At 45.4% G+C, this 26,731-nt stretch carries 29 protein-coding genes; 2 read left to right on the top strand and 27 right to left on the bottom strand.

All coding sequences use genetic code 11. From position 1 onward, the window contains the following. Positions 1–14: 14 nt before the first annotated feature. The 13 genes from P402_RS0107275 to prsW form a co-directional block, all read right to left on the bottom strand. The gene (locus P402_RS0107275; RefSeq protein WP_034769845.1) at positions 15–977 is read right to left on the bottom strand and encodes a polyprenyl synthetase family protein; all 963 of its coding nucleotides are present in this window, start codon (positions 975–977) and stop codon (positions 15–17) included. 1 nt (position 978) lies between these two features. Continuing rightward, positions 979–1,686 carry a demethylmenaquinone methyltransferase gene (locus P402_RS0107270; protein WP_026828075.1) on the bottom strand — a complete coding sequence of 236 codons (708 nt, stop codon included), beginning with the start codon at positions 1,684–1,686 and terminating at the stop codon, positions 979–981. 22 nt (positions 1,687–1,708) lie between these two features. Further along, the gene (locus P402_RS0107265) at positions 1,709–2,287 is read right to left on the bottom strand and encodes a heptaprenyl diphosphate synthase component 1 (protein WP_026828074.1); all 579 of its coding nucleotides are present in this window, start codon (positions 2,285–2,287) and stop codon (positions 1,709–1,711) included. Between the two features lie 142 nt (positions 2,288–2,429). After that, positions 2,430–2,702: an HU family DNA-binding protein gene (locus P402_RS0107260; RefSeq protein ID WP_012370671.1), complete on the bottom strand. Its 273-nt coding sequence runs from the start codon at positions 2,700–2,702 to the stop codon at positions 2,430–2,432. Between the two features lie 85 nt (positions 2,703–2,787). Further along, positions 2,788–3,522 (bottom strand): hypothetical protein, encoded by a 735-nt coding sequence (locus P402_RS0107255; protein WP_026828072.1) that lies wholly within the window; start codon positions 3,520–3,522, stop codon positions 2,788–2,790. Further along, complete coding sequence (locus P402_RS16845; protein ID WP_034769842.1) at positions 3,519–3,695, bottom strand: DUF2768 domain-containing protein; 177 nt, start codon at positions 3,693–3,695, stop codon at positions 3,519–3,521. Before P402_RS16845 ends, P402_RS0107255 begins: the two co-directional genes overlap by 4 nt. Positions 3,696–3,734: 39 nt before the next feature. After that, positions 3,735–4,760 carry an NAD(P)H-dependent glycerol-3-phosphate dehydrogenase gene (locus P402_RS0107245; RefSeq protein WP_026828070.1) on the bottom strand — a complete coding sequence of 342 codons (1,026 nt, stop codon included), beginning with the start codon at positions 4,758–4,760 and terminating at the stop codon, positions 3,735–3,737. A gap of 17 nt (positions 4,761–4,777) precedes the next feature. Then, the gene (der, locus tag P402_RS0107240) at positions 4,778–6,088 is read right to left on the bottom strand and encodes a ribosome biogenesis GTPase Der (protein WP_026828069.1); all 1,311 of its coding nucleotides are present in this window, start codon (positions 6,086–6,088) and stop codon (positions 4,778–4,780) included. Between the two features lie 123 nt (positions 6,089–6,211). Beyond that, positions 6,212–7,345, bottom strand: coding sequence for a 30S ribosomal protein S1 (gene rpsA / locus P402_RS0107235; protein WP_026828068.1), 1,134 nt, complete (start codon positions 7,343–7,345; stop codon positions 6,212–6,214). A gap of 93 nt (positions 7,346–7,438) precedes the next feature. Continuing rightward, complete coding sequence (locus tag P402_RS0107230) at positions 7,439–8,038, bottom strand: lysophospholipid acyltransferase family protein (RefSeq protein WP_026828067.1); 600 nt, start codon at positions 8,036–8,038, stop codon at positions 7,439–7,441. Continuing rightward, the gene (gene cmk / locus P402_RS0107225; RefSeq protein ID WP_026828066.1) at positions 8,035–8,706 is read right to left on the bottom strand and encodes a (d)CMP kinase; all 672 of its coding nucleotides are present in this window, start codon (positions 8,704–8,706) and stop codon (positions 8,035–8,037) included. The genes P402_RS0107230 and cmk overlap by 4 nt, the downstream gene beginning before the upstream one ends. Positions 8,707–8,780: 74 nt before the next feature. After that, on the bottom strand, positions 8,781–9,437 hold the full coding sequence (locus tag P402_RS0107220; RefSeq protein ID WP_026828065.1) for a flagellar brake protein: 657 nt from the start codon (positions 9,435–9,437) through the stop codon (positions 8,781–8,783). Positions 9,438–9,462: 25 nt separating this feature from the next. Beyond that, positions 9,463–10,122, bottom strand: coding sequence for a glutamic-type intramembrane protease PrsW (prsW, locus tag P402_RS0107215; protein ID WP_026828064.1), 660 nt, complete (start codon positions 10,120–10,122; stop codon positions 9,463–9,465). A 151-nt stretch (positions 10,123–10,273) separates the two neighbouring features. Between prsW and P402_RS0107210 the strand changes: the two genes are divergently transcribed. Further along, entirely contained in the window at positions 10,274–11,242 is a 969-nt protein-coding gene (locus P402_RS0107210; protein ID WP_026828063.1) for an asparaginase, read from the top strand. Positions 11,243–11,302: 60 nt separating this feature from the next. On the opposite strand, the gene P402_RS0107205 is transcribed toward P402_RS0107210, so the two are convergent. The 8 genes from P402_RS0107205 to P402_RS0107170 all read right to left on the bottom strand — a co-directional run bounded on the left by P402_RS0107205 (position 11,303) and on the right by P402_RS0107170 (position 19,217). Then, positions 11,303–12,292, bottom strand: coding sequence for a YpdA family putative bacillithiol disulfide reductase (locus P402_RS0107205; protein WP_026828062.1), 990 nt, complete (start codon positions 12,290–12,292; stop codon positions 11,303–11,305). A gap of 114 nt (positions 12,293–12,406) precedes the next feature. Further along, positions 12,407–13,672: a Glu/Leu/Phe/Val family dehydrogenase gene (locus tag P402_RS0107200; protein WP_012370683.1), complete on the bottom strand. Its 1,266-nt coding sequence runs from the start codon at positions 13,670–13,672 to the stop codon at positions 12,407–12,409. Positions 13,673–13,803: 131 nt separating this feature from the next. After that, positions 13,804–14,751 carry a D-alanine--D-alanine ligase gene (locus tag P402_RS0107195; protein WP_026828061.1) on the bottom strand — a complete coding sequence of 316 codons (948 nt, stop codon included), beginning with the start codon at positions 14,749–14,751 and terminating at the stop codon, positions 13,804–13,806. 179 nt (positions 14,752–14,930) lie between these two features. Then, a complete protein-coding gene (locus tag P402_RS0107190; protein ID WP_026828060.1) occupies positions 14,931–15,521 on the bottom strand; it encodes an adaptor protein MecA in 591 nt (196 codons plus the stop codon). A 59-nt stretch (positions 15,522–15,580) separates the two neighbouring features. Next, positions 15,581–16,465, bottom strand: a complete 885-nt coding sequence (locus P402_RS0107185; RefSeq protein WP_026828059.1) for a MerR family transcriptional regulator — start codon at positions 16,463–16,465, stop codon at positions 15,581–15,583. 71 nt (positions 16,466–16,536) lie between these two features. After that, on the bottom strand, positions 16,537–16,734 hold the full coding sequence (locus P402_RS16300; protein WP_235188831.1) for a hypothetical protein: 198 nt from the start codon (positions 16,732–16,734) through the stop codon (positions 16,537–16,539). 39 nt (positions 16,735–16,773) lie between these two features. After that, positions 16,774–18,207: a RecQ family ATP-dependent DNA helicase gene (locus P402_RS16295; RefSeq protein WP_034769838.1), complete on the bottom strand. Its 1,434-nt coding sequence runs from the start codon at positions 18,205–18,207 to the stop codon at positions 16,774–16,776. After that, a complete protein-coding gene (locus P402_RS0107170) occupies positions 18,204–19,217 on the bottom strand; it encodes a helix-turn-helix domain-containing protein (protein ID WP_026828058.1) in 1,014 nt (337 codons plus the stop codon). The genes P402_RS16295 and P402_RS0107170 overlap by 4 nt, the downstream gene beginning before the upstream one ends. Before the next feature lie 292 nt (positions 19,218–19,509). Between P402_RS0107170 and P402_RS0107165 the strand changes: the two genes are divergently transcribed. Further along, positions 19,510–19,758, top strand: a complete 249-nt coding sequence (locus P402_RS0107165; RefSeq protein WP_012370689.1) for a ferredoxin — start codon at positions 19,510–19,512, stop codon at positions 19,756–19,758. Positions 19,759–19,860: 102 nt separating this feature from the next. Here the strand turns inward: P402_RS0107165 and P402_RS0107160 are convergent, their stop codons facing one another. The 6 genes from P402_RS0107160 to P402_RS0107135 all read right to left on the bottom strand — a co-directional run bounded on the left by P402_RS0107160 (position 19,861) and on the right by P402_RS0107135 (position 26,648). Then, positions 19,861–20,820: an ABC transporter permease gene (locus tag P402_RS0107160; RefSeq protein ID WP_026828057.1), complete on the bottom strand. Its 960-nt coding sequence runs from the start codon at positions 20,818–20,820 to the stop codon at positions 19,861–19,863. After that, positions 20,820–21,893, bottom strand: coding sequence for an ABC transporter permease (locus P402_RS0107155; RefSeq protein ID WP_026828056.1), 1,074 nt, complete (start codon positions 21,891–21,893; stop codon positions 20,820–20,822). The genes P402_RS0107160 and P402_RS0107155 overlap by 1 nt, the downstream gene beginning before the upstream one ends. After that, on the bottom strand, positions 21,890–23,419 hold the full coding sequence (locus P402_RS0107150; RefSeq protein WP_026828055.1) for an ABC transporter ATP-binding protein: 1,530 nt from the start codon (positions 23,417–23,419) through the stop codon (positions 21,890–21,892). Before P402_RS0107150 ends, P402_RS0107155 begins: the two co-directional genes overlap by 4 nt. A 65-nt stretch (positions 23,420–23,484) precedes the next feature. After that, on the bottom strand, positions 23,485–24,558 hold the full coding sequence (locus P402_RS0107145; RefSeq protein WP_026828054.1) for a BMP family lipoprotein: 1,074 nt from the start codon (positions 24,556–24,558) through the stop codon (positions 23,485–23,487). 128 nt (positions 24,559–24,686) lie between these two features. Next, positions 24,687–25,406 carry a GntR family transcriptional regulator gene (locus tag P402_RS0107140; protein WP_012370694.1) on the bottom strand — a complete coding sequence of 240 codons (720 nt, stop codon included), beginning with the start codon at positions 25,404–25,406 and terminating at the stop codon, positions 24,687–24,689. Between the two features lie 222 nt (positions 25,407–25,628). Then, positions 25,629–26,648: a BMP family lipoprotein gene (locus P402_RS0107135; protein WP_026828053.1), complete on the bottom strand. Its 1,020-nt coding sequence runs from the start codon at positions 26,646–26,648 to the stop codon at positions 25,629–25,631. Positions 26,649–26,731: the final 83 nt, after the last annotated feature.

Below are 26,731 nucleotides of genomic sequence, written 5' to 3'. Positions count from 1 at the left end.
TTTTTTACATTTTTTCAACCTTTACGTTTCCCAACATATCGGGCGACCTCTTCCAAAGAACGTTTTGCGGACGATTTCGGCAGATGATTCAAGCGGAGAATGGCCCGTCGAATATATAAATCGACCGTTTGTTGCGTTCGCTCCAAAGCATCTGATTGCTGCAACCGGTCTAGTAACGGAGCGACCTCTTCATGACTCGGCATCGAACGGATCTTTTGCAACTCTTGAAAGAAATCTTGATCTTCTGAAGCATAAAATACTGGCAGAGTTTTATGGCCATGCCGTAAATCTTCTGCAACAGGTTTTCCGAGTTCCGTCCGCTTGGCTGTAAAATCAAGCAAATCATCTGCAATTTGGAAAGCTAGACCAATGTCACGCCCAAATTGTCGTAATGCCTTTGTATCTTCCGGTGAACAGTTCGCGACGATCGCCCCAAGGTGACAGCTGGCTTCAATCAAGATCGCCGTTTTGCGTTCAATCCGCTTGATATACCGTTTGATGGATTGTTCCCAGTCGTACTGATCGTAAATCTGCTCGATTTCACCCTCACAAATTTCGCGCATCGTATGGACCATCACTTGAACGAGTTCCGGTTTCCCGACTTCACCAATCAATTTAACCGCTTCACCAAATAAAAAATTACCGGAATAAAGGGCAACTTCTTCATCAAAGTGTTGCATGACGGTTGGTTTTCCACGTCGCAATTCGGCATCATCAATCACATCATCATGAACAAGCGAGGCCATATGGACCAGTTCAAGACTGGCTGCGACACGCACGAGTTCATCGCGGTCTGCCCGACCAAATTTTGATGCCAACAGAACGAAGGCAGGCCGGATCCGTTTGCCGCCTGCTTGAAGCAATTGTTGTCCGGCCGCATCGATTGTCGGGTCGTTTGATGCGATATGACTGACTAAAAATTGATCCACTAAATTAACTTCTTTTGTTACATCTCGATAAATTGAATGCAGTGACATCTCACCACTTCTTTCCGAGGTGCATTGCAGCCGCCCCACCTGCAAATGCTTTTACTTCAACTTGCATAAAACCGGCCTGTTCAAACAGTTGCTTCAGCTCGACACGATCTAAAAAGACTTCGGTCGACTCTTGCAGCCAATTGTATTGATCATAGGATTTCGCAAACAAACGACCGACTTGCGGCATGATTTTTCCGAAATAAAGGGAGTAGGCTTCTTTAAATAACGGGGCTGTCGGCTGGCTCGTCTCGAGACAAACGACCGTCCCGCCAGGTTTTAAGACCCGATGCATTTCTTTAATGACTTGCAGGTAGTCCGGAACGTTTCGGAGTCCAAAGCCAATCGTCACATAATCAAAAGAATGATCACCAAACGGAAGATCCATCGCGTTTCCATGAATCAACTCGACATTTTTCATTTCAAGCGCTTCAACTTTTTCCACGCCGACTTTCAGCATGTTTTCAGAAAAATCAAGTCCTTTAATCACACCGGTCGGACCGGCTGCTTTCGCGAGTTGAATCGTCCAGTCGGCGGTTCCACAACATAAGTCGAGACACTTCGCGCCTGGAAACACATTCATCCGCCGCATCGTTTCTTTTCTCCACAATTTATGAAGGCGGAAGCTGATAATGGAATTCATTTGATCATAATTACTTGAAATCGATTGAAACACTTCATATACTTTTTTCTCTTTTTCTTGTGTCTGCACGCAGTTCACCCTTTCGAAGATATTACGCTACTGCCATCTGTTCTAGATGTGATAATAATAGTTGTTGAGCACTTGCCTGTAAGCTTTGTGCCCGTTGGCGGATTAAACGCTGTCCGTCCTCCGTCAACCAGTCTCTTCCGCTAATCGTTGCTAATCCTTGAACCAATCCGAATTCTGCCTTTAACCAGAGCAAGACATACTCTTCGGTTGAATCGTAGTTTTCCTCATGAAGAGCACATTTTGCTTCGTTCACATGCTGAACGGTCCGCCCGAGTGTTACGAGTGCCGTTTGGGGAAGATACGCCAATTCTTCAAAGAAATAGCTCGAAAACAAATCTCCCGCCAAAACCAGCAATTGTCGTTCTTTCGAACCTCTTTTGGTCTCTCCGACACGTTCGTGTAACAGTAGCGCCACTTGTGCATAGTGCACACCTTTGACAAGTGATTGCCAAGCCAACGTTTCATTTTGGGCGACATCGATCAACCAACTGATTTGTTCACGATTGATGGAAGGGAAATCCACATGCCGAGCCAGTTGTGTTGTTTGTTTTGTAGTGAGTGCGGTGACCATTTCTTCCACGATCAGCTCTTGATGATTCATGCTTTTACCCCCCGATCTCCAGTGCCATCTCGTTGATGGATTTTCTTCTTTTTTAATATACCATAATCAATCCGTTTTCTCGTCTCTCAATGTCCACAAAAAAAGCCGTCCGAGGATTTCCTCGAACGACTATGTAGCCGAATTACTTAACCGCATCTTTCAATGCTTTACCTGGTTTGAAAGCCGGTACTTTGCTTGCTGGGATTTCGATATCTTCTTTTGTACGTGGGTTGCGACCTTTACGAGCTGCGCGTTCACGGACTTCGAAGTTACCAAAGCCAATCAATTGGACTTTCTCTCCAGACTGAAGTGTCTCAGTGATCGATTCGAATGTTGATTCTACAACTTTCGTCACGTCTTTTTTAGTCAGACCTGATTTTTCGACAACTGCTTGAATGAGTTCAGTTTTGTTCATTACGTTCACCCCCTCCCAATCACTTCTTCGAGGCTAATCATACCTTATAAACGTTGATATTACAACATTTTCGTTAGAATCCCTATTAATTTTCTGATTCTTCGATCGATTCTTCAGAAAACACAGGTTCGCCTTTTTTGTTGATTGTGTAGCTTTGAGAGTATGCAGGAACAAAAGGTTGCTCATCGTAAAGCAAATGCCGAATATCTTGGCCGACTTTCGGCTTTTTCTTCGCAGTTTCGACCGCTTTTTTGAGTTCAGGCAAATAGTTGATAAACAACTGACCTTGTCCATCGACATAGATGGACAGTTTTTCATCCGAATACGGACTCGGCACTTTTGGTTCCTCTTTAATAAACAGCTTCTTATAATCAAGTGTAAACTGATTTTTTCCAATCGAACCTTTGAAGGGATACTTGTCATTTTTCTTACGGTACGTATCAATCCGAACTTGCAGCTTTTGAAGTTCTTCCGCCACAAGCAAATCCATCAATTTGACGGTCGGTTTTTTTTCGACATCGACGAGTAGATAAATGAATGTACCACCGCCTTCAAAACTGTTCGGAGGCGGGTCACTCATATATCGCGGAATCAGACGTCCGAGCTCGATTTGATAGCGTTCCATTAATGGCGTATTTGCTTCTCGTGTTTTAATCGGCAAAACCCCAGTATCTTTTTGATAGGCGTCTACTGCATTTTGTACCGTCCGAATCTGTTCTGGATAAGGAACCCGATTCGACGGTTTTTGACTATCCGGAAATAAACAGCCGGATAACAACATTACGGGGATCAGCATGAAGACAACTAGAAGTTTTTTCATGCGCTCGGACCTGCCATGACGATAAAGACCATGATGATCGATGCGACGATAAAACAAAGAAAAGCAATGGTCGACATCAAAAATTGCCAACCTCCGGATAATTTCGTCCGACTGATCGTGACCAATAAGACACTGATGGCAAACAGACCAATCCCGGCGAACGAAATCCACATTTTTAGTAATCCAGGACTCAAGGTTTCCACCCCACTCCGTTAATCTTTCATCGTAAACAGATGTTCAATCTCATTTTTCTGCGGACGGCGCATCAACTTCTGTACTTCTTCGGCCGGAGTATGTCCGTCAAATAAGACATGGTAAAGCGCTGTCGTGATTGGTAACTCACATTGTTTTGTTTCTGCTAAATCGTAAGCGGCTTGCGTCGCCCGGACACCTTCGACGACCATTCCCATGTTTTCGAGAACGGTTTCGAGTTTTTCCCCCCGGCCAATTGCATTTCCAGCACGCCAGTTCCGGCTGTGGACCGATGTACATGTAACAATCAAATCTCCCATGCCGGTCAATCCCGTAAACGTCATCGGATTAGCACCGAACAACGTGCCGAGTCGTGCGATTTCTACCATACCACGGGTGATCAAGGCGGCTTTGGCATTATCGCCGTACCCTAACCCATCCGCCATTCCGGCTGCTAGGGCAATGATGTTCTTAAAAGCTCCGCCCAGTTCTGCTCCGATAATATCGGCATTCAAATAGACACGGAAGTTATCATTCGTAAACAATTCTTGCACACGTCCTGCCTCTTCCATGTCCGTTGAAGCAACTGTCACAGTCGTTGGCTTCCGCAAAGCAACTTCTTCCGCATGGGATGGACCAGTCAAAACACAAATCGCCGAACGTTTAGAGGCATCAATTTCTTGTTCCATCAATTCCGACAGCCGCAAGTGTGTTTTAGGTTCAATCCCTTTCGAAGCATGAATCAACACGACCGGTTCTGACAACAATTCATTGAGTTGACGCGATACAGAACGAATCGCAGAAGAGGGCGTCACAATCAAGATATGTGAGGCCCCTTCGACAGCTTCGCTTAAAACAGTTGTTGCCCGAAGTGATTCCGGCAACGTCACACCTGGTAAGAACTGCGTATTTTCATGATTTTGATTAATGGCATCAACATTTTTTTGATCCCGACCATAGAGAGTGATCTCATGACCGTTATCGGCTAAAACGAGTGAGAGTGCGGTTCCCCAACTCCCTGCTCCAATGACTGCGATTTTTTTCATCATGATTCACCTTGTCCTTATTGTTTTTGACGTGCCAGAATCCGAATTGGTGTTCCTGTAAAATCAAAGGCTTCACGAATCCGGTTGTCCAGATAACGTTTGTATGAGAAGTGTAACAATTCTGGATCATTGACGAATAAGACGAATGTCGGTGGACGCGAAGCGACCTGTGTCGCATAGTTGATTCGCAGACGAACTCCTTTATCCGTTGGGGCAGGATTCATCGCTACGGCATCTACGATGACATCATTCAAGACACTTGTTTGAATGCGTTGCGCATGACTCTTCGCTGCTTGTTTGATGACAGGAAGTAACGTTTGTAAACGACGTTTTGTTTTCGCCGAGACGAAAACGATTGGTGCATAATCAAGGAATCGGAATTCTTCGCGAATTTCCTCTTCCATTTTTTTCATTGTTTTATCGTCTTTTTCAACGGCATCCCATTTATTGACGACGATGACGATCGCACGGCCTGCTTCATGGGCATAACCGGCAACTTTTTTATCTTGCTCGATGATACCTTCTTCACCATCTAATACGACACAGACGACATCCGCCCGTTCGATGGCTTTTTGTGCACGCATGACACTGAATCGTTCTGTTGATTCATAGACTTTTCCGCGTTTGCGCATACCTGCTGTATCGATGATGACATATTCTTGTTCATCCCGTGAGAACGGTGTATCGATTGCATCGCGTGTTGTACCGGCGACACTTGAAACGATGACCCGTTCTTCACCGAGAATGGAGTTCGTCATACTTGATTTTCCGACGTTCGGACGTCCGACTAAAGCAAACTTAATCGTATCCTCATCGTACTCGATCTCTTCTTTATCCGGTGCAAGCTCAAGCACACGGTCAAGCATATCCCCGAGCCCTAAACCATGCGTTCCGGAAATCGGATACAAATCACCGAATCCTAATGAATAAAACTCATACATCAAATCACGCATTTCAAAGTTATCGACTTTGTTGACCGCAATGACGACGGGTTTATTTGAACGGAATAACATATTTGCGACTTCTTCATCCGCTGATGTAATGCCTTCACGGCCGTTGACCATGAAAATAATCACATCTGCTTCATCGATGGCGAGTTCCGCCTGATGACGCATCATTTGAAGTAGGGGCTCATCCCCAACTTCGATTCCACCTGTATCAATCAAATGAAAATGACGATTCAGCCATTCTCCAGTTCCGTATATACGGTCGCGGGTAACGCCTGGCTTGTCTTCTACGATCGAAACCCGATCTCCAATCACCCGGTTAAAAATCGTCGACTTTCCGATATTTGGGCGACCTACGATCGCCACTACTGGAATTGCCATCCCAACACCTTCTTTCTCTTCTCTCGCTTCATAGCCGTTCTATTGTACCAAATGGAGCGGTTTTATACCATATCTATCCGAACATAAAAAAAGTGAACACGTTTCGTGTTCACTTTTACTACTTTATTCTTTTGAATCCGATTCCTTCTCAGCAAGATCAGCAACCGAAAATCCTTCATTTTGATCCGTGTACTGAGAATAATCATCGTCCGACGATTCTTCCTGTTCCAAAACACGTGTCGACAAGGAAATCTTATGCTCTGCAAGATGCACTTCAAGAACTTTTGCTTCGATTTCCTGACCTTCTTCAAGCACTTCTGACGGCGAACCGATATGGCGGTTTGCGATTTGCGAAATGTGAAGCAGTCCTTCAACCTGTGGCGCCAGTTCGACGAAAGCACCGAATTGAACGATGCGGCGGACACGTCCTTTGACGATGTCTCCCGCTTCGATTTTGCCTTCCATTTGTTGCCATGGTCCCGGCTGCGTTTCCTTGATCGAGAGTTTTACTTTTTCCGTATCCCGATCAACACCAAGTACCTTCACTTCGACTTGTTGTCCTTCCGTGACGATATCAGACGGTCGTTCCACACGGTGGTGTGCCATTTCGGAAATGTGGACTAACCCATCCACTCCGCCAATATCAACAAACGCACCAAAATCCGTTAAACGTTGAACCGTTCCTTCTAAAATCTGGCCCACTTCAAGCTGTTCGAGCGTTTCTTTTTTCTTCGCATTCAATTCACCTTCGACAACGGCTTTATGCGAAAGAATGACGCGATTTTTTTCTTGATCCAGTTCGACGACTTTAACAGCAATCGTCCGACCGATATAATCTGAGAAGTCTTCCACATAGTGTCGTTCTACAAGAGAAGCTGGAATGAAACCACGAACACCGATATCGACGACAAGTCCACCTTTGACGATGTCTTTTACAACAACTTCAAAAATTTCGCCCGATGCGTATTTCGCTTCAACTTTTTCCCATGCCTGTAAAGCATCCACTTCACGTTTGGAAACAACCACTTCTTCATCTGTTATTTTCTTGACCTTTACTTGTAGTTCATCACCGACTTTGAGCGCACCTTGAATGTCATCCAAGTGGAGACTCGATACTTCGCTAATCGGCAGGATTGCTTCTGTCTTATATCCGATATCAATGAGTGCTTGCTTGTCTTCAATCTTCACGACCGTTCCGGTTATTACCTGGTCCCGATGAATTTCAAAATCAGGCATATCTTTCATTTCTTCGACCATTCCAACACAACCTCCTCACGATGAGTACAAGAAACGTATGACTACGTTTATCCTTCTTCTAACTTCTTACAATTCTGACTATTTGTCAAGGCATTACGCGTGATTGAAGTAGACGGTTTTGATTTCTTCCAAAATCCGTTCGGAAATCGCCTTCGCCGCCCCTCGTTGATCTCTTAAATCCGTAATGTCAACCGGTTTCCCAACGACAACGCGCATTCTTCGGAACGGACGGTAATCCCCGATGATTGCAATCGGTAAGATTTGGGCCGGTGAACGCAAAGCAAAGAATCCGACGCCGGGTTGGGCTGATGTAAACTCTCCTGGTGCCGATCGGGTGCCTTCAGGAAAAATCCCCACCGTTTCATCCGAATTCAACAATTCAATCGTCCGCTTCAACGCTTGACGATCACCTTGTCCGCGACCGACCGGATACGTTCCGGCTGAAATCATGATTTGTTTGAGAACCGGGATTCGGAACAGTTCCTCTTTCGCCATGTAACGTACGGAGCGACTTGTCGGAATGGCACTGACTAAAAAGACCGGGTCCCAGTTGGAACTATGGTTGGCACAGACTAAGAGTGATCCGTCAGACGGAATATTTTCCTTTCCCGTCACTTTTAAACGGAACACCGTTTTGGCAATCATCAGGACGATGAATCGTGCTAATCGATAAACAAAGTCGTTCTGGTTCATTTTAAGACACCTTCTGCAAGTTCGGTTAACCGTGCTACGACCTGATCGATGTTCAATTCTGTCGTGTCGAGATAAATGGCATCTTCTGCTTGCTTAAGCGGTGAAACCGCCCGTTCGCTGTCCCGCTGGTCACGCAACGCAATTTCTTCTTGCAGTGCTTCTAAGTCGCTATCCATTCCGCGGGCAACATTCTCACGATGACGGCGGCTGGCTCGTTCTTCGACCGATGCCGTCAAAAAGACTTTCAACTCGGCCTCTGGCAAGACGACTGTCCCGATGTCACGGCCGTCCATAACGATGCCTCCTTGCTCCGCCAGTTTACGTTGGGCAACGACAAGCGCTGACCGCACTTCGGCTTGGCGGGCAACAAACGAAACATTATTCGTCACTTCATTCGTTCGAATCGCTTCCGTCACTTCCCGTTCTCCGATGAAGACACGTTGTCCCTGTTCTCCTGGTGTCAGACGAATATCAAGGGATTTCATCAATTCTCCAAGAACCGGTCCATCTTCTAAATCAATCCCCTGTTCTAACGCAGCAAGTGTGACTGCACGATACATGGCTCCTGTATCAATGTACACATAATCGAGATGCGCTGCTAATTGTTTGGCAATCGTACTCTTCCCGGCACCTGCAGGTCCGTCTAAGGCAATTTGAATATTCTTCATGAGTGACTTCGTTCCTTCCATCTTCACCAACAGTGGTGTGTAGTATCGACCGTTATCATAGCAAAAAAATGCGCTTACGTGAATGGATTCGTTCCACGTCGTGAATATTTCATTTGCGCTTGGTAACAGTGCCGTAAAACAAGTTCACGACTTCGATCATTGATCCGAGTAAACTGAAAGGCTAATTCATAACGGCTTTCTCTCGGGTCAACACGTACAAGTTCTGCCAAAACATCTACCGTATGTGTCACGCCGTCTCCCGTCGGCAATAAAAAGGTCAATTCCAACTCGTCTTTCACTTCGATTGGAATTTGATTGGCCAACACTAAAATACCGCCTGCCGATAAATCGAGCGTAACGGAAGTAAACGGCTCAAAAGAGATTTTATGCGGATGAACAGCAACATCCAACAATTGAGGCACACGGACGAACTGCCGGCGCTGAACGCGCTGAATCATATTTTCTTCCGGTCGGCGCAATGCATAACGTTGACCTCGTAACGGATCATTTTGCCGTTCCACGACTTCCGTCTCAAATCCATAGAGTTTTCCTTTTTCCTTGAAGAAGTAAAATCCGACTTGTTCCTGATCTGATAAGATAAAGGTTTTTAACGTCGAGACTTCACTTGGCGCTTCAATCCAAATCAATCGGTTGGTCACAGCCGTTACTTTCGTCCGTCCTTGACGGTCCTCCTGATTGGTCAACATGACTAAATCTCCAGTTTCTATCATCTTACTCTCTCCCAGTCCATTCTATTCAATTGCTTTTTCTGTTGTGTCGTTGATTTAAACGATTTGCGCTTCGAATTTGATAAAGACCGACCATCCATAATCCAACCATAAATAGAATTGGCACAATGGATATACCACCATTTTCCAATATTAACAAATTAAAAATAGCATGTACAACCATCGGAACGAAAATTGATAATCCGAGCCAACGATACGGATGATTCGAAAACTTAGCTTTCCCCATAAAAAATCCCATAATGACTGCAAATAAAGCATGTCCTGAGACCGGTAACAATGCACGGAAAATCATATGTTCAACCGTTCCGTTAACCATTAAATATAAAATATTTTCCAATGTAGCAAATCCTAATGAACAAGCAACTGCATAAATGATGCCATCATAATAATCATTAAACCGTTGATGGATGTAGACGGTATAAAAGACAACAAACCATTTTGCAAACTCTTCCGTCACGGCCGAACGAACTAATTGAATCGATTCCAGTCCTCCAAACTCACTTTGGATGATATATTCGATGAACATTAAAGGAAAAACAAGAAGTATCCCGAAAATAAAACTACGGAGGATATACCCTACCGGCTCTGATTCGTGTTCGTGGCGCAAATAGAAATATGTCAACAATGCAATTCCTGGGGCAATTCCTGAGAAAACGATTGGTAACACGTCTCCTCCCCCTTCCTATTCTCTTAGAATAAAGGTTTCTACCGGAAAAGAAAACCGCACCCATTGTTTCTCTGGAAAAAAAGGGTACAATGTTAATGAAAATGACCGGAAAGAAGGTGAAGGTTGTTCGTTTTTCGACGACGACCATTTAATGAAAAAACTACTTTTGATTCATACCGGAGGCACCATCGCGATGGCGCAAAACCATTCCGGTCACGTTTTACCCAATGAGATCAATCCGCTGGACGCCTCATTGCCAAAAGCGACCGATATTGCTGATATTACGACGCGTCACTTCTCCAATCTACCGTCTCCCCACATCACACCAGAAATCATGTTACGACTCGCTCACTTTATCGATGGGGAATTACAGGACGGTGGGTATGACGGCGTCGTCATTACACACGGCACGGATACGTTGGAGGAAACGGCTTACTTTCTCCAGCTCACGATTGGTGCGCCGATTCCGATCGTTTTGACCGGTGCGATGCGCTCTTCTAATGAGGTCGGATCAGACGGTGAATTTAATTTAATTACCGCCTTACGGGTTGCCGTCAGTGCGGCTGCTCAAGACAAAGGTGTCCTTGTCGTCTTCAACGGGGAGATCCACTCTGCGTTTAACGTCACGAAAACCCATACTTCTTCAGTCGATACGTTTAAATCCGTCCATTTCGGAAATTTGGGTATGGTGACAAAAGATCACGTGTACTTGTTCAACACACCACTTCTCAAACCGACTCATATGGTGACGCAATTGAGCAAACGTGTCGCTGTCTTAAAAGTATATGCCGGGATGGACCCGGATTTATTGCTTGCGATCAGCGAACTCGGTTACGACGGACTCGTATTAGAAGTACTTGGTCAAGGAAACGTGCCGCCAAGCCTCGTCGATGCAATCCAGACTCTAACGGAACAAATGCCAATCGTCATCGTCAGTCGGTGTTTCAATGGAATCGTCCAGGACGTGTACGGTTATACCGGGGGTGGACAACAGTTAAAAGAACTCGGTGTGATTTTCTCGAATGGACTGAACTCTCAAAAAGCGCGGTTGAAACTAATGATTGAACTTGAGATTGGTGCCACGCACCATGCGTTGGAAGAATCCTTCCGCGTCGAATAAATGTGCAGACAATAAAGGGAGAGGCCTCTATCGATGCCCCTCCCTTTATTTGTGTATACATTATGTTCGAGCAGTTTCTTGTTTCAGACGATGCAGGAGACTGTCTGCAATCAACCCACCATGGAATCGCCCGTTTTCGATGAAGATTTTATTGGCATCATATCCGGCTGCAACGACACCAGCGATATAGATGCCGGCGATGTTCGACTCCATCGTCGTTTCGTCAAATGCAGGAACCCCTGTTTCTGGATCGATTTCAATTCCGGCATCGGCAAACAGTCCGATATCCGGCGTATATCCCGTCATTGCGAATACGAAATCCGCTTTGACAGCCAACTGTTGACCATGGACAGAATACAACACTTCAGCATTCGTAATTTCTTCGATTGTCGCGTCAAACACCATCGTCACTTTTTCTGCCCGGACTAAGGATTCGAAATTCGGCAATACCCACGGTTTAATCGAAGGACTATACGATTCGCCGCGATACAGCATCGTCACATGGGCACCTGCTTTTTCAAGTTCAATTGCCGCATCGACACTCGAATTTTTCCCGCCGATGACGACAACATCCTGGCCATAAAACGGATGACCTTCTTTGAAGTAATGGAAGACGTGCGGCAATTCTTCACCCGGTACATCCATCTTATTCGGCAGCCCATAATATCCGGTCGCCAGAACAACCGATTTGGCTGTCCGTGTCACGACTTGCCCATTGCGGAGTGATGTCACGTTAAAACCATCTTCAATGCGCGCAACGTCTTGAACCGTCTCAAATGGTCGCACGGTGACCTCTTTTCGCCGCACTACTTCCCGGTAATAGACAAGGGCATCCTGCCGTTTCGGTTTTAGTTCTTTATTGATAAAAGGCACACCGCCGATTTCTAATTTTTCACTGCTTGAAAAAAACGTCTGGTGTGTCGGATACTGATAAATCGCTTCCACGATGTTTCCTTTTTCAATCACTTCGACAGACAGTCCAAGGTCCTGCATTTCAATTGCCGCGGATAACCCGCAAGGCCCTGCGCCGATGACGATACAATCCAACATATCTTTTTCGCCTCTTCCACTTGCTTTTTTTTCATCTTAGCAAATCTTTCCCGTCTAAGAAAGAAATAACCATACAAAAAAGCTCACTTCGTTTAGAAGTGAGCTTGACTTAAATTAAACCCAACCGCGGAATCGTGATGCTTCCGCCATTTTACGGACACCGACCATATATGCCGCAAGTCGCATGTCGACATTTCTTGTCTGCGCTGTCTGATACACCTGGTTAAAGGAATTCACGAGTACTTTTTCAAGTTTTTCATGAACTTCTTCTTCCGTCCAGTAGTATCCTTGATTATTTTGAACCCATTCAAAGTAAGAGACGGTAACGCCACCACTTGAAGCAAGAACGTCCGGAACAATCAAAATATCACGTTCCGCTAAAATTTTCGTCGCTTCGTTAGTCGTTGGACCGTTCGCCGCTTCGACGACGATACTTGCTTTAATGTCATGAGCATTGTCTTCTGTAATTTGATTTTCGATGGCTGCCGGTACTAAAATGTCACATTCCAGTTCAAGCAACTCTTTATTCGAAATCGTGTTTTTGAAAAGTGTCGTGACGGTACCAAACGAGTCACGGCGATCAAGTAGATACGGAATATCAAGACCGTTCGGATCGTGCAACGCTCCGTAGGCATCACTGATGGCGATGACTTTCGCACCGAGATCATGCATGAACTTCGACAAGAAGCTTCCGGCATTACCGAATCCCTGAACGACGACACGTGCCCCCTCAAGCGTGATTCCTTTTTTAGCAGCCGCTTCTCGAATCATGATGGCGACACCTTTTGCTGTTGCCGTCTCACGACCATGCGAACCACCAAGAACTAATGGTTTTCCTGTAATGAAGCCTGGTGAGTTGAATTCATCGATTCGACTGTACTCATCCATCATCCAAGCCATGATTTGTGAATTCGTGAAGACATCCGGTGCCGGAATATCTTTCGTCGGACCAACGATTTGACTGATGGCACGAACATATCCGCGACTCAATCGTTCAATTTCACGGAAACTCATTTCACGTGGGTCACAGATGATTCCGCCCTTACCACCACCGTAAGGTAAATCGACGATTCCTGCCTTGAGACTCATCCAAACGGACAATGCCTTGACTTCGACTTCCGTTACGTTCGGATGGAAACGAATTCCACCTTTCGTCGGACCTACAGCATCATTATGCTGAGCACGGTACCCGGTAAAGATTTTTGTCGATCCGTCATCCATCCGAACCGGAATCCGGACTGTCAACATCCGAAGTGGCTCTTTCAACAATTCATACATCTCGTCTGGATAACCAAGTTTTTCAAGTGCTTCCTTGACGATTTCTTGTGTTGCTTCGAGTACATTCTTGCGATGATTTGCGTGTTGTTGGTCAGTGATCATTCCAACGTTCCTCCCCATAAGTGGCATCCCCTATGCCGTTTCCTTGTTCGGATAAAGTATACCTTTTTCCGAGCCGTAATGAAAGGGGTTGCCACCATATTTGTAAGCGCTTTCTACCATCCACTTCATTTTCACTTTTTTTTGCTTGCCGATTCACTTTGATGACGCGTAATCGCCAGTTCAATAAATGTTTCGACGAGTTCCGGATAGTCGATTCCGACAGCACGCGCACCATCCGGGAAGAGACTCGTAGAGGTCATCCCCGGTAACGTGTTCGTTTCTAAAATAACCGGTGCCCCCTCATCGGGAACGAGGAAATCGGTCCGCGAATAGCCGGCACACCCTAATACTTGATGGGCTAAAACGGCCCATTCCTGTAATGTTTGTGTCGTCTTGTCATCAAACTGTGCCGGACAGATATGTTCCGATCCACCGATTGCATATTTTGACTCATAGTCATAAAATTCATTTTTCGGAATGATCTCAATCACCGGCAAGGCTTTTTCTTGCCCCTTCGCGCCGAGAACCGGCACTGTAACTTCACGCCCCTTGATGAATTGCTCAATTAAAACAGCGTCGTCTGCCTGGAAAGCCAGTTCGATGCCTTGACGCAACATCTGTTCATCCAGCGCAATCGTTAAACCATTCGAAGAACCTTCTTGTGCGGGTTTGACGACACACGGGAATTGGTTGCCCCATTGGCTGACTTTTTGTTCGATGTCATCCCCTCGTTCGACCAATACATCACGGGCGATTCGAATTCCTGCTTTTTCGAAATGTACTTTCGAGCGCGCCTTGTCCATCGCTAACGCTGACGCCAATACTCCTGAACCTGTATATGGTATACCCGCCATCTCGAGTAGCGCTTGGACACGACCATCTTCACCAAACTTGCCATGAAGGGCAATGACAGCGGCCTCTACTTGTAGATTTAAGATTTCGTCTGCACGCTCTGGATGAAAGTCGACGGCAACGACTTCATGCCCTTTGCTTTCCAGCGCATTAATTACCGATTTCCCACTATTTAATGAAACTTCACGTTCACCAGAAATTCCGCCAAACAATACTGCCACTTTCATCTTGTTCACTCCTTCATCTTACGTTCAATGCTTATCATACCATCACTTTTTGTATGAAAAAACACAAAATGGTCGCAAGAACCGTCCTGACATATAAAAAGTCACTTCCCGAATGTGTTCGGTGAAGTGACTTTTTAGCTACACATTGACGATTCACCCGTTAAAAAGGATCATCCGAATCAAGGTGTAAAGGTGGCAATCAGAGCCGGAACCGCTTGTTCTAACAAAATCGTTTTGCCGTATTCGGACATCACGAGCGGACTTTTCGGACTTGGTACTCCGTATTCCGACAGAATCGTTGTCACCGTCTGCTCAACGTGTTGTTTCATTTGTTCTTGGAAGTATAAATAATAACGGCCTTCAAAGAAATACAACGTGCCGCCTGTCTCGGTTTGACCGATGTGCCGGCTCAAACTATGACTTGCTTGAATGACATCCTCTAACTGGTCCAATTGATATAAGACATGATGCACGATATCGACTGTCATCCGAATCTCCACTTGATCAAATTCTTCAAATGTTTCTTCCGGCAAAGCACCTTCCCGCCGAACATCGACCAACATCCCGTCGTTCGGGAAAAATGTTACGAAGAAGTCGAGTGTCCCGACGGCATGAAATCCGTAATTGGATTCTGCTTCTTCTAGTAGATTACGTAATAATGCTTGTCCTTTTCCGACAGCCAACGTTTCTGGTCGAACGTCATGGACAGACAGTTCCTGCTTCGACACGAAGACCCGTAAGTGACCTTGCTTAAATTGCTCAAACCTCATGTTAGACTCCTCCAGTTACTCGGCAGAGTACAAAAGCTCTCCGTTCGATATGACTCACACTATACACCAGTTGTCGGAGTGAGTCGACTTAACCAACTTTTCCAAGCCGTGTCATCTGATCCAAGCAACATATCCCCGTACTTTTCCGGGTGTTGGTCAACGGCATAGCCGCCTAAACCGATTTCCGTTTGCGGCGCATGCAGGTGAATCTCGTCAATCGCTTCATCCAAGTCCTTTAAATGATCGGAAACCGTACAAGATAACACCACTGCCCGAGGAGTCAGCTGTTTCGTCACTGCCACAAGGTCGGGTACTGGAATACCCGCCCCAAGAAAGATGACATCGAATCCGCTCTGACGTAGATACAGCGTAAAGAACAACAATCCGAGTTCATGTTCTTCTTCCGGTGCACAGACACACAGGATGCGTGGTAAAAATGGATTGATCGGCATTTGAAGGGATAACGTCGAAAGACGCGCCCGTAAGAATGCTGTCGCAAAATGTTCATGGGCGATCGTAATCGTGCCCTTTTCCCATCTCATGCCGATTTCATGTAACAACGGACCTACGATATCTTGAATGACCTTATCAAAGCTAAACATCGAAAACGCTTTGTTCATGATGTCATGCGCGTGCCGTTCTTCAAAACTCGTCAGCGCCTCGAATAGTTGGTCACGCAATTCAATCCCATAATCGGTCGGAACCTCCGTTCGGTTCACAGGCATTTCATATAGTTGAATGGCTTTTGAAACCGATAGCCCCTCTTTTTGTTTATCAACGATCCAACGTAGCTTGGCAACATCGTTATCGCTGTAAATACGATGTCCTGATTCGCTACGATCCGGATCCAATACTTGATACCGCCGTTCCCAAGCACGAATGGTCGTCGGATTGAGTCCCACCAATGCAGCAACTGCTTTGATATTATATTTCCCACGATCCATGCACCGTGCCTCCTTTCTTCTTCCTTTTAGTATACCCGTAAAGGAAAAAAATCTCCGTTCACAATGTGCGCTTACATCATGAAACCGATGGAGACAAAGGCAATGATAATGGTAATCATCAAAACTGTGAGTGTAATCGCGAGTGGATTTTTAGCAAATGGTTGTTTTAACCGTTCATTTCGAACGTGTTCGATTCTTGAGGAACGTGGCGGTAATGTTGTTCGTTGTTGTTCGTCTTGCCGATTTTTTCGTTGGTCGTGTTTACTCAATTTCATCACCTTTTCTAAAAAATAAGGAATACTATTAGTTTACACTGAAGGACGGGATGAAAAAAAGACTTCTTCTAATCGGCGTTTCCAGTTCAGTTGGTCGTCTTCCATCTGGATGATTGGTTTATCTTCCGTCAAGTTACCGCAAAGATCACAACATCGGTCTTGCACAACAGCTGCCTCATCAAAATGCTGCAAAATAAAGGCACGCCGACATAATGCATTTTGAATATAATTTATCATTTGCATAAGTTCACGTAAACGTATTTTTTTCCGTTCCTCTTGCCAATCAATGATCTGTGATTTTGTTTTCCCTTCCATAAGTTGATTTTTCAGTAAACGATAGGCAGGATCATCCGGTTCGAGATGCAGGCGTTGTTCAATCGACTCAAACGACTCCCCCTGTCCGCGGAATTGTGTCACCTGATCAATCCAAAGCAACGACGCATATTGTTTATCCACTAAGAATTGCTGCAGTTGTTGGTCTCCCGGTGCATAGAGTAATACAGCAGTCGATGGTTGACCATCCCGTCCTGCTCGCCCGATTTCCTGCATATAGGCTTCAATCGTCGCCGGCATCGTATAATGGATGACAGTCCGGACATTCCCTTTATCGACACCCATACCAAAGGCACTAGTACAGACAAGACAGTCAATTTCGTCGTGAAGGAACTGCTGTTGAATCAATTGTCGATCTTCCGGTTCAAGACCGGCGTGATAATAGGCGGCATGAGAAACAAACGAAGCGATGCGTTCGGCTTCTTTCCGCGTCGTCGTGTAAATGACGCACGGACGATTGACGGTCTTCAAACGTTTTGTCAACGCAGTATCTTTTTCACTCGACTCCGTTTGCTCGACGATGAGTTGAATTTCCGGTCGGTTGACGGAATGTCGAATCCGATTGGGTTGCGTGAGTGTCAGTCCTTGAATGATATCTTGTTCGACTTGTTTCGTTGCCGTTGCCGTCAAGGCTAAGCAGGGCGGATTTCCGAGTTGTTCCCGGATGAATCCTAGTTTTGCATAATCTGTCCTGAACTCATGCCCCCATTGCGAAATGCAGTGAGCTTCATCAACGACAAACAGATTGATTTTAATGTCCGCTAACCGTTGTTGGATCTGCGGGACAGCCAATTGTTCAGGTGACAGATATAAGTAACGTAACTGATTCAGATGGCGCAAAATATGTTCTTTCTGGTCGCGGGACTCAAGCGACGTCAGCTTGGCGACGGATCGTTCTCCCCGGCGCCTAATCTGCATGACCTGGTCTTCGATCAGCGAGAGCAAGGGCGATACAATCAACGTCAGCCCGGTCGGTTGCAGATAAGACGGTAATTGGTAACAAATCGATTTCCCGCCACCCGTCGGCAGGATGGCGACTGTATCATGACCGGCGAGGACCGATTCGACGATTTGCCGTTGCCCGTCTCGAAATGTATCATATCGAAAGATCCGTTTTAATACTTCTTCCATCATGGACGAACCACCTTTCTGGCTAAGACGATGCGAATTTGAAAATAGTCCATTTCCTGCGTCAATTCTTGTTTAATTCGTTTTAGTGAGAACGTGTGTAACTGGTCAGAAAGTCGGACGACTTCTTCATACTGTTCGGCAGTCACAAATTGTTCAGTCGGAAAAACAGTTGCGTACATCGCGATTTCGACGAGATGATCTTCCATCGTACTTTTTTTTAATCGTCGCCTCTCGGCAATTTGTTGCACGCTGTAGCCTTGCTTCAGCAACTCCCAGGTTTTTTGTGCGGATTGTGTCATTTTAAGATGATCAATATCGTTCCCTAATGACAAAATCAAGCCGTCTTCAGGTAACGCCCGTAAGCATCTTCGCCAGGCCATCATAAATTCCAACTGTAAGGAGAGCAGGTCCGTTCCTAGCCGTTCACTCAATTGAGGAAACGATAATCCCGTTTTTTGCCCGGATAACCGATAACTGATGAGAATCGCTTCTCGTTCTGTCAATTGATGTAACGCCTTATTGAGCTCTTGGTATACGGTCGTAATCCAAACCGATCGTTCAGGTACCTGACGGATTCGTTGTTTGACCCATTCTTTTACCCCACTGTCTTGTTGTACCGGAATAAAAAAAGTGTTTTGATCCAGACAGACGATTGATTGAATCATCAGGCTAATCCGTTTCCATAAATGGATCGGATAGCCACGCAGTTCTCCACCTAAGTCATCCAGTAAAAAAGGGGGACTGATTTGTGCTCTTCCGGCATCTGTAAGCATCAAGGTTTGTTCCCGCTTGATCCATCCCGCATGTTCCAGCTCCTGTAACAGTTGCTCAAATCGGTCTTTTTTTAATGGAAGCATCCCGAAAATAGCTTCCAGACCATAAAAATGGGCGTCTTGTAAGGAAGTGGCCGAACGTTTTCCTTGGAGCAGATGAAATAAGCTTCGATCCGTCCGTTCATTTTGCAAACGAAGAATGGCTTCTAGCACAATCTGTCGTACGATTGTTTTTTCCACGTCAGTCCTCCTTTCCGTCATGTCGCAAGTTTTTACTGTGATATATCGTTCATGTTCAGGATACATCCGGCTCTGACTTCGTACATTTGTTCTTATTTTACATTTCCTATCTGATTTACGCTATGCTGAATCAATTAATGGAACCAAAAAGACGATTTCCCTCCGTCGATTGGTTTATTCACATACTTCTGCCTCTTCCTCATTGAAATGCACGCATGAGTCCGATACAATGACTTATAGATGAGAACAGTACTTAGTTTCCAATGTTTTCGAATCGAGAGGAGAATGACCGATGGCTAAATTTACAATTGTTGACAAAGACACATGTATCGCATGTGGTGCTTGCGGCGCAGCTGCCCCTGATATTTATGATTACGATGATGAGGGCTTGGCTTATGTCATTTTAGATGATAACAAGGGAACAGCTGAAATTCCAGAAGCGTTATTTGATGATATGATCGATGCATTCGAAGGATGCCCGACAGATTCTATCAAAGTAGCGGATGAATCATTTGAAGGCGACGCACTTAAATACGAATAATGTTTGATTCACCGGTCTGCTCTTACAGGAGCAGATCTTTTTTTCGTAAAAAAAATCACTTTCCTGCGACCGGCGCAGAAAAGTGATCTAAGACAGGAAACGTTACCGTTTTCCTTTGATATACGGTACACCAACAGCTTTCGGCGCATCCGCCCGTCCAACGACACCGGCAAGTGCCAAAATCGTCAGCAAGTATGGTGCAATCAACAAGTAGACTTGTGGAATTTGATCAAGAAGCGGTAACTGTTGCCCGATGATCGAAATCGCTTGAGCGAATCCGAAGAACAGGGCAGCTCCCATCGCTCCGAGTGGATTCCATTTTCCGAAAATCATGGCCGCAATCGCAAGGAATCCTTGTCCGAGAATCGTCGTGACACTGAAGTTCAATGAAATTGATGTCGCATAAACAGCGCCGGCAAGACCACCGAAACCACCTGAGATCATGACACCGATGAAACGCATTTTCGTAACGTTGATTCCCATCGTATCTGCTGCCATCGGGTGTTCCCCGACCGAACGAAGACGGAGACCAAATGGTGTTTTAAAGATGACGTACCAAGCAACGAAAGCTAAAGCAATCGCAATGTACGACGTGTAATAGACGTTGGCAAAAAACATCTTCAACACCGGGATATCTGATAAAAACGGGACGTTTTCTTTTGAAATCCGGTTCGGGATCGAATCTGTCTGTCCTTTTCCATAAAACGCACGAACAAGGAAAATAGCAAGACCAACTGCTAACATATTAATCGCTACTCCAAGAACCGTCTGATCGGCCCGGAACAAAATTGCCGGAATCGCGAGGAACAACGAGAACACTGCTCCGACAACGATAGCAACCAGCATGGCAATCCATGGACTAGCAGCGCCTAAACCCATCTTCGATAACGTTAAGGCCGAGACGATACCTGAGAATGCCCCCATGACCATCAGCCCTTCAAGTGCGATGTTGACGACACCAGAACGCTCACTGAAGATTCCACCGAGTGCTGCAATGATCAATGGAGCCGAATAGGCAAGTGCGATCGGTACGATAATATACAGTACTTCTAAAAAGCCCATTATTTATCGGCTCCTTTCACTTTTTTATCTTCGGGTTTCTTGACCGTGAATTTCTCGATCAAGAGACGGATCGCGTAACCCGAAGCGACGAAGATGATGATAAACGCGATGATGATTTTAATTAACTCTGGCGGGATTCCGATTTGTTGCATCGACAGACCACCGATGTTCAGACCCGCAAACAGTAAGGCGGCAAGTACGACCCCAATCGGATTGTTGGCACCTAGTAAGGCAACGGCAATCCCGTCGAATCCAACGCCCGTGAATGAGGCATTCAGCGTCATGTTTTGGAATGTTCCTAACCCTTCCATCGCACCCGCTAACCCAGCAAATACACCCGAGATGACGAATGAAAGAACAATGTTCTTGTTGACGCCCATACCGGCATATTCTGCTGCACTCTTATTGAAACCAACTGCCCGTAATTCATAACCGAGCGTCGTTTTCCAAAGGATGAACCAAAAGACAAGTGCTGCCAAGACAGCAATGAAAATTCCGTTATGAAGACGTGAGAAATCCGTCAATTCTTGTAGGAACGGTGAAGCAAGTGATGCTGATTCTTTAACCGACTCCGTCCGTTCGTTTTCAATCCCGATGACGTGACGTAAAATATCATTCGTCACATATAGGGCGATATAGTTCATCATGATTGATGTGATAACTTCGTGAACGTGGAATTTTGCTTTTAAGATACCTGGGACTGACGCCCAAAGCGCTCCAGCAAGGCCTGCTCCAATCAGAGCGAGCGGTAAGTGAATCGCTGTCGGGAGATCAAACTCAATCCCGATCCAGACGGCAACCATCCAGCCGACTAACACTTGTCCTTCAACTCCGATGTTAAATAGTCCTGTCCGGAAGGCGAAGGCAACGGCAAGGCCCGCAAAAATTAACGGGGCAGCGGCTCGTAATGTTTCACCGATGCTGTATGGCTCCCCGAAGATGCCGTAAAATAATTGATCAAATCCGTCAATCGGATTATAGCCGCCAGCCAGCATGACGATTGCACCGACGACCATCCCTAAGATGATGGACAGAATTGGAATTAATATTCCGTAAAAACGTTCCAGTTTCATGAACGACCGACCTCCTCTTTCTTACCGCCGGCCATCAAGAAGCCAAGTTCGATTTCATTTGTTTCTTTTGGATCAAGGAAGGCAACTGTGCGTCCTTCATAAAGAACAGCAATCCGGTCGGATACTTGCAGAATTTCTTCCAATTCAAATGAAATCAATAGAACAGCTCGACCTTTTTCTCGTTCCAGAACCAATTGTTCGTGAATGAATTCAATGGCTCCGACATCTAGTCCGCGTGTTGGTTGTGCCGCAATCAGTAAGTCAGGGGAACGATCCACTTCACGGGCGATAATCGCCTTTTGTTGGTTTCCGCCTGACAGGGCACGAGCAAATGTTTCTGGACTTGGAGTTCGGACGTCGAACTTCTCGATTAAAGTTTTTGCTTTTTCCATGACCTGACCGTAGTTCATGATGCCTGCTTTTGAATACGGTTTTTGATAATACGTTTGTAACACCATGTTGTGTCCGATTGAGTAGTCGAGGACCAGTCCATGTTTATGACGGTCTTGCGGAATATGTCCGACTCCGGCTTCCGTCACTTTTCGTGGTTTTAAGTTTTTAATCGATTTGTTGTTGAGGAAGATCTCACCGCTGTCCGCTTTACGCAAACCGGTAATGGCTTCAATCAATTCCGTTTGTCCATTTCCATCGATTCCAGCGATTCCGACGATTTCACCGGCACGGATATCGAGGTTCAATCCGTCTACTGACTTGATACCGCGACTGTCTTTGACGACTAAGTCTTTGATGTCCAGTACAAGTTCTTGTGGAGTTGCCTTGGAATACTCCGCATTGAAGTTTACTTCCCGCCCTACCATCATCTCAGCCAGTCTTGATTGGGTCATCGTTTCATCGATATCAACTGTTCCGATATACTTACCACGACGAATCGTCGTACAGCGATCGGCGACTTCCATGATTTCCTTCAATTTGTGGGTAATCAAGATAATCGATTTCCCTTCAGCAATCAATCGATTCATGATTTGAATCAATTCTTTGATTTCTTGTGGGGTTAAAACAGCAGATGGCTCATCGAAGATTAGAATATCTGCGCCACGGTACAGTGTTTTTAAAATTTCAACACGCTGTTGCATCCCTACCGAAATATCTTCGATTTTTGCATCTGGATCAACGGCAAGACCGTATTGCTCCGAAATTTGACGGACTTTTTCGCGTGCCGCTGCTCGGTCGATTTTCAGACCGGCTTTCGGTTCTGCACCCAAGATGATGTTTTCTGTTACTGTGAAATTTTGAACGAGCATGAAATGTTGGTGTACCATCCCGATTCCCAGATCATTCGCAACGTTCGGACTCGTAATATTGACTTTTTCACCACGTACACGAATCTCTCCAGCCTCAGGCTGATACAAACCAAATAAGACGTTCATCAGCGTCGATTTTCCGGCACCGTTTTCACCAAGTAAAGCGTGAATCTCACCTTTCCGAAGCTGGAGCGTGATGTTATCATTTGCGACGAAACTGCCAAACTCTTTTCGTATGTTTAGCATCTCAATGACGTATTCCAAGAAAATCCACTCCCATGTTTAGTTTAAAAGGGGAGGCCGCAGTACTAGCGACCCCCGCTTCCAGTTTATTTCAGTGACGCTTCGTATTCTTTGTACTCGTCGTCAGTAGCTGGAACTTTGATGTCGCCAGCGATGATTTGTTTTTTGAAGTCTTCAACTTTCGTCAAGACATCTTTCGCTACATTGTCTTGCGATGGTGCGATATCAACTCCGCCGTCTTTGAGACCGAACTCAACGACTTTACCAGCTGGGAAGTTACCGTCTTTCGTATCTTTTGCTACTTGTTCAACGGCCGTATCCACACGTTTAACCATTGACGTCAATGTAACGTTTTCCGGCATACCTTCTTCAACTTGGTCACGGTCGACACCGATTACCCAAACATCTTCGCCGTTTTTCTTACGGTTTTTCGCTTCTGTGAAGACACCTTGTCCTGTTCCACCAGCAGCATGATAGATGACGTCAACTTTTTTACCGTACATACCTGAAGCAATCGCTTGTCCTTTTTCAGCAGCGTTAAAGTCTTCTGCATATTGAACTTCGATTTCTGCTTTCGGGTTGACAGCTTTAACGCCGGCTTTAAATCCACTTTCGAACTTTTTGATCAAGTCAGAGTTAACACCACCAACGAAACCAACTTTGTCTGATTTTGTTGTCAAACCGGCAACAACACCAACGAGGAATGACCCTTCGTTTTCTTTGAAGACGATTGAAGCAACGTTTGGCTTATCAACGACCATATCGACGAGTGCAAAGTTGTTGTCTTTGAACTGATCCGCGACTTTACCGATATCTTCCGCCATCAAGAATCCGATACCGAGAATCAAGTCATATTTTGCACGAGCCAATTGCTGAAGGTTCGGTTGATAATCCGATTGTTTTGCCGACTGGAGATACTTGTAGCCTGTACCTTCTTTTAAGTCGTTGTCTTTACCGAATTTTTGAATCCCTTCCCACGCTGATTGGTTGAACGACTTATCGTCAACACCGCCTGTATCTGTAACCATACCTACTTTGAAGCCTGCTTTTTCATCCCCGCCGCTTGAATCTTTCGAATCATCGTTACCACCACATGCTGCGAGTACCGAACTCATTGCTAAACCTGTTGCTGCTAATGCGAGAAGTGACTTCTTTTTCATCTGAAATAATCCCCTTTCGAATATGGTCATACAAAGTTCCTGACTACGTCAAGCACCTGAGGCTGGTGATGAGGAGCGTTACGTAGGTAGGTGGAAAGCGCTTTCAGTAAAACCCCTAAAACGAGTGGTTAGACACGCTTACGGATGACATGGAAATCAAACTTGTCCGCACGGAAATAGTTCGCTGAATAAAGAACGGATCGGTCAAGCTCATCATAATGCGTTTGTCGCAGTACGAGTAACGGTTGGTCCGTATGTAATTGTTCAGCGATCTTTGGATCAATCCGCGGCTCGATGTGCGTGACCGCATGAGTGACACGGCGTCCCAGTTCTTTTTCTAGTGCGTCAAACAGTGACGTCGAGGACGTAAACTGTTCTTCATTTTTAATATAATGGCTTGGAATCTTATCGACACAATAGACGACAGGAACATCTCCCGCAAGTCGGATTCGTTCGATTCGATAAACCAGTTCATCCGGTCCTAACTGAAAACGTTCTCGATCACGTTCAGTTGGTTGTACCATTTCTGATGACAGGACTTCTGAGGTCGGAATCATACCTGCACGCGCAATCATCTCCGTGACACTGTAAAGCTCCTCAATCCCTGAAGTAAACGGTGGTCTTGCATTGATAAACGTACCGACACCGTGTTTACGGATGACGATGTTCTCATCTTCAAGAATTCGTAAAGCCTCTCGAAGAGTCGCTCGACTAACGCCAAGTTGCTTTGAAAGTTCAAACTCTGAAGGTAACTTTTCGCCTTCCTTGTAAACGCCGTCATCGATGTCAGACTTGATTTTTTCAATCACACGTAAATAAAGCAAACGATGATCTAATTTAATCGACATGACGCATCTCCATCCTCTATCTAGTTGTAACCAGTGCTCAGACTTCTGACGTATGAGAACTCCAGCCAAGATAAGTATATGATGCCGGACTCAATCCTGCAATCATTTTGTAACAGGTTAGAAGTCTGACTTCTGGCGCTTTTGTAACCCTTTTCATAACGTAAATAAGATTGGAAGAAAATAGGGCATTCTACCTAAGAATACCCCTTTTCACTCTACCGCTTATTGTTCAGGGACAACTGTTTTCCCTTGAATGACGGCTTTTTTAGCTTGTTCGACCTTTTTCAATGTCTCTTTTGACAACTTGTCTGATTCTACTAAATCGACACCTTGTTCTTTTAAACCGTAACGAATCGTTTTTCCACCCGTTAGTTTTCCGTCTTTGGCCGCATTTGCTGTATCTTGAACGGCACGATCTACTCGTTTAATGACCGATGTCAATGTCACATCTTCCGGCATACCTTCTTCTTTTTGATCCCGGTCGACTCCGATGACTGAAACATCTTCGCCGTTTTTCTTACGGTTCTTCGCTTCTGTAAAGACACCATTTCCTGTTCCGCCAGCTGCAGGGAAAATGATATCTGCGCCTTTTCCGTACATACCGGCTGCGATTGCCTGTCCTTTTTCCGGTGCTGCAAAGTCTTCTGCGTATTGGACATCGACTTTGATTTTCGGATTGACGGATTTCGCGCCTGCTTCGAATCCGGCTCGGAACCGTTCAATGACATCCATCTTCATGCCGCCGACAAATCCGATATGGTCTGTTTTCGTCTGCATGGCCGCTACGATCCCTGCAAGATAAGCACCTTCGTTTTCTTTGAACGTAATCGACGTCACATTTTTACCCGGTACGACATTATCGATGATGGCAAATTGTGTATCGTTAAATTGTTTCGCTACTGTTTCGATATCTTCGTTAAAGGTATTGCCGATTCCGAACACGAGATTTTCACCGCCGCGCGCGAGACGCGAAAGGTTCGGTTGATAGTCTTGCTGTGACTTCGACTGAAGGTACGAATAGCCGTCATTTTGCTTGAGTTTGTTTTCTTTTCCGTATGCTTGCAAACCTTCCCATGCTGACTGGTTAAAAGACTTATCATCGATTCCGCCTTTATCGGCAACCATCGCTACAGAAAACTGTTCCTTTTTACTTGAATCGTTGTCTGCTGAACCTCCACATGCTGCTAGTCCGACTGTCGCAACGGTCATCATTGATACGAATGCATACTGCTTTTTCATCATCGCCAACTCCTCTTCCTGTAATGTGAGCGCTTTCATTATCTATTTGTGAAAAAGTCGCTCACGTACCTTTATCGGGTACGCCA

The sequence above is a fragment of the Exiguobacterium sibiricum 7-3 genome, from assembly GCF_000620865.1.
Taxonomy (GTDB): Bacteria; Bacillota; Bacilli; order Exiguobacteriales; family Exiguobacteriaceae; genus Exiguobacterium_A; species Exiguobacterium_A sibiricum_A.
The sequence above is the reverse complement of the archived record's forward strand: the minus strand, read 5'-3'. Positions and strand labels throughout refer to the sequence as shown.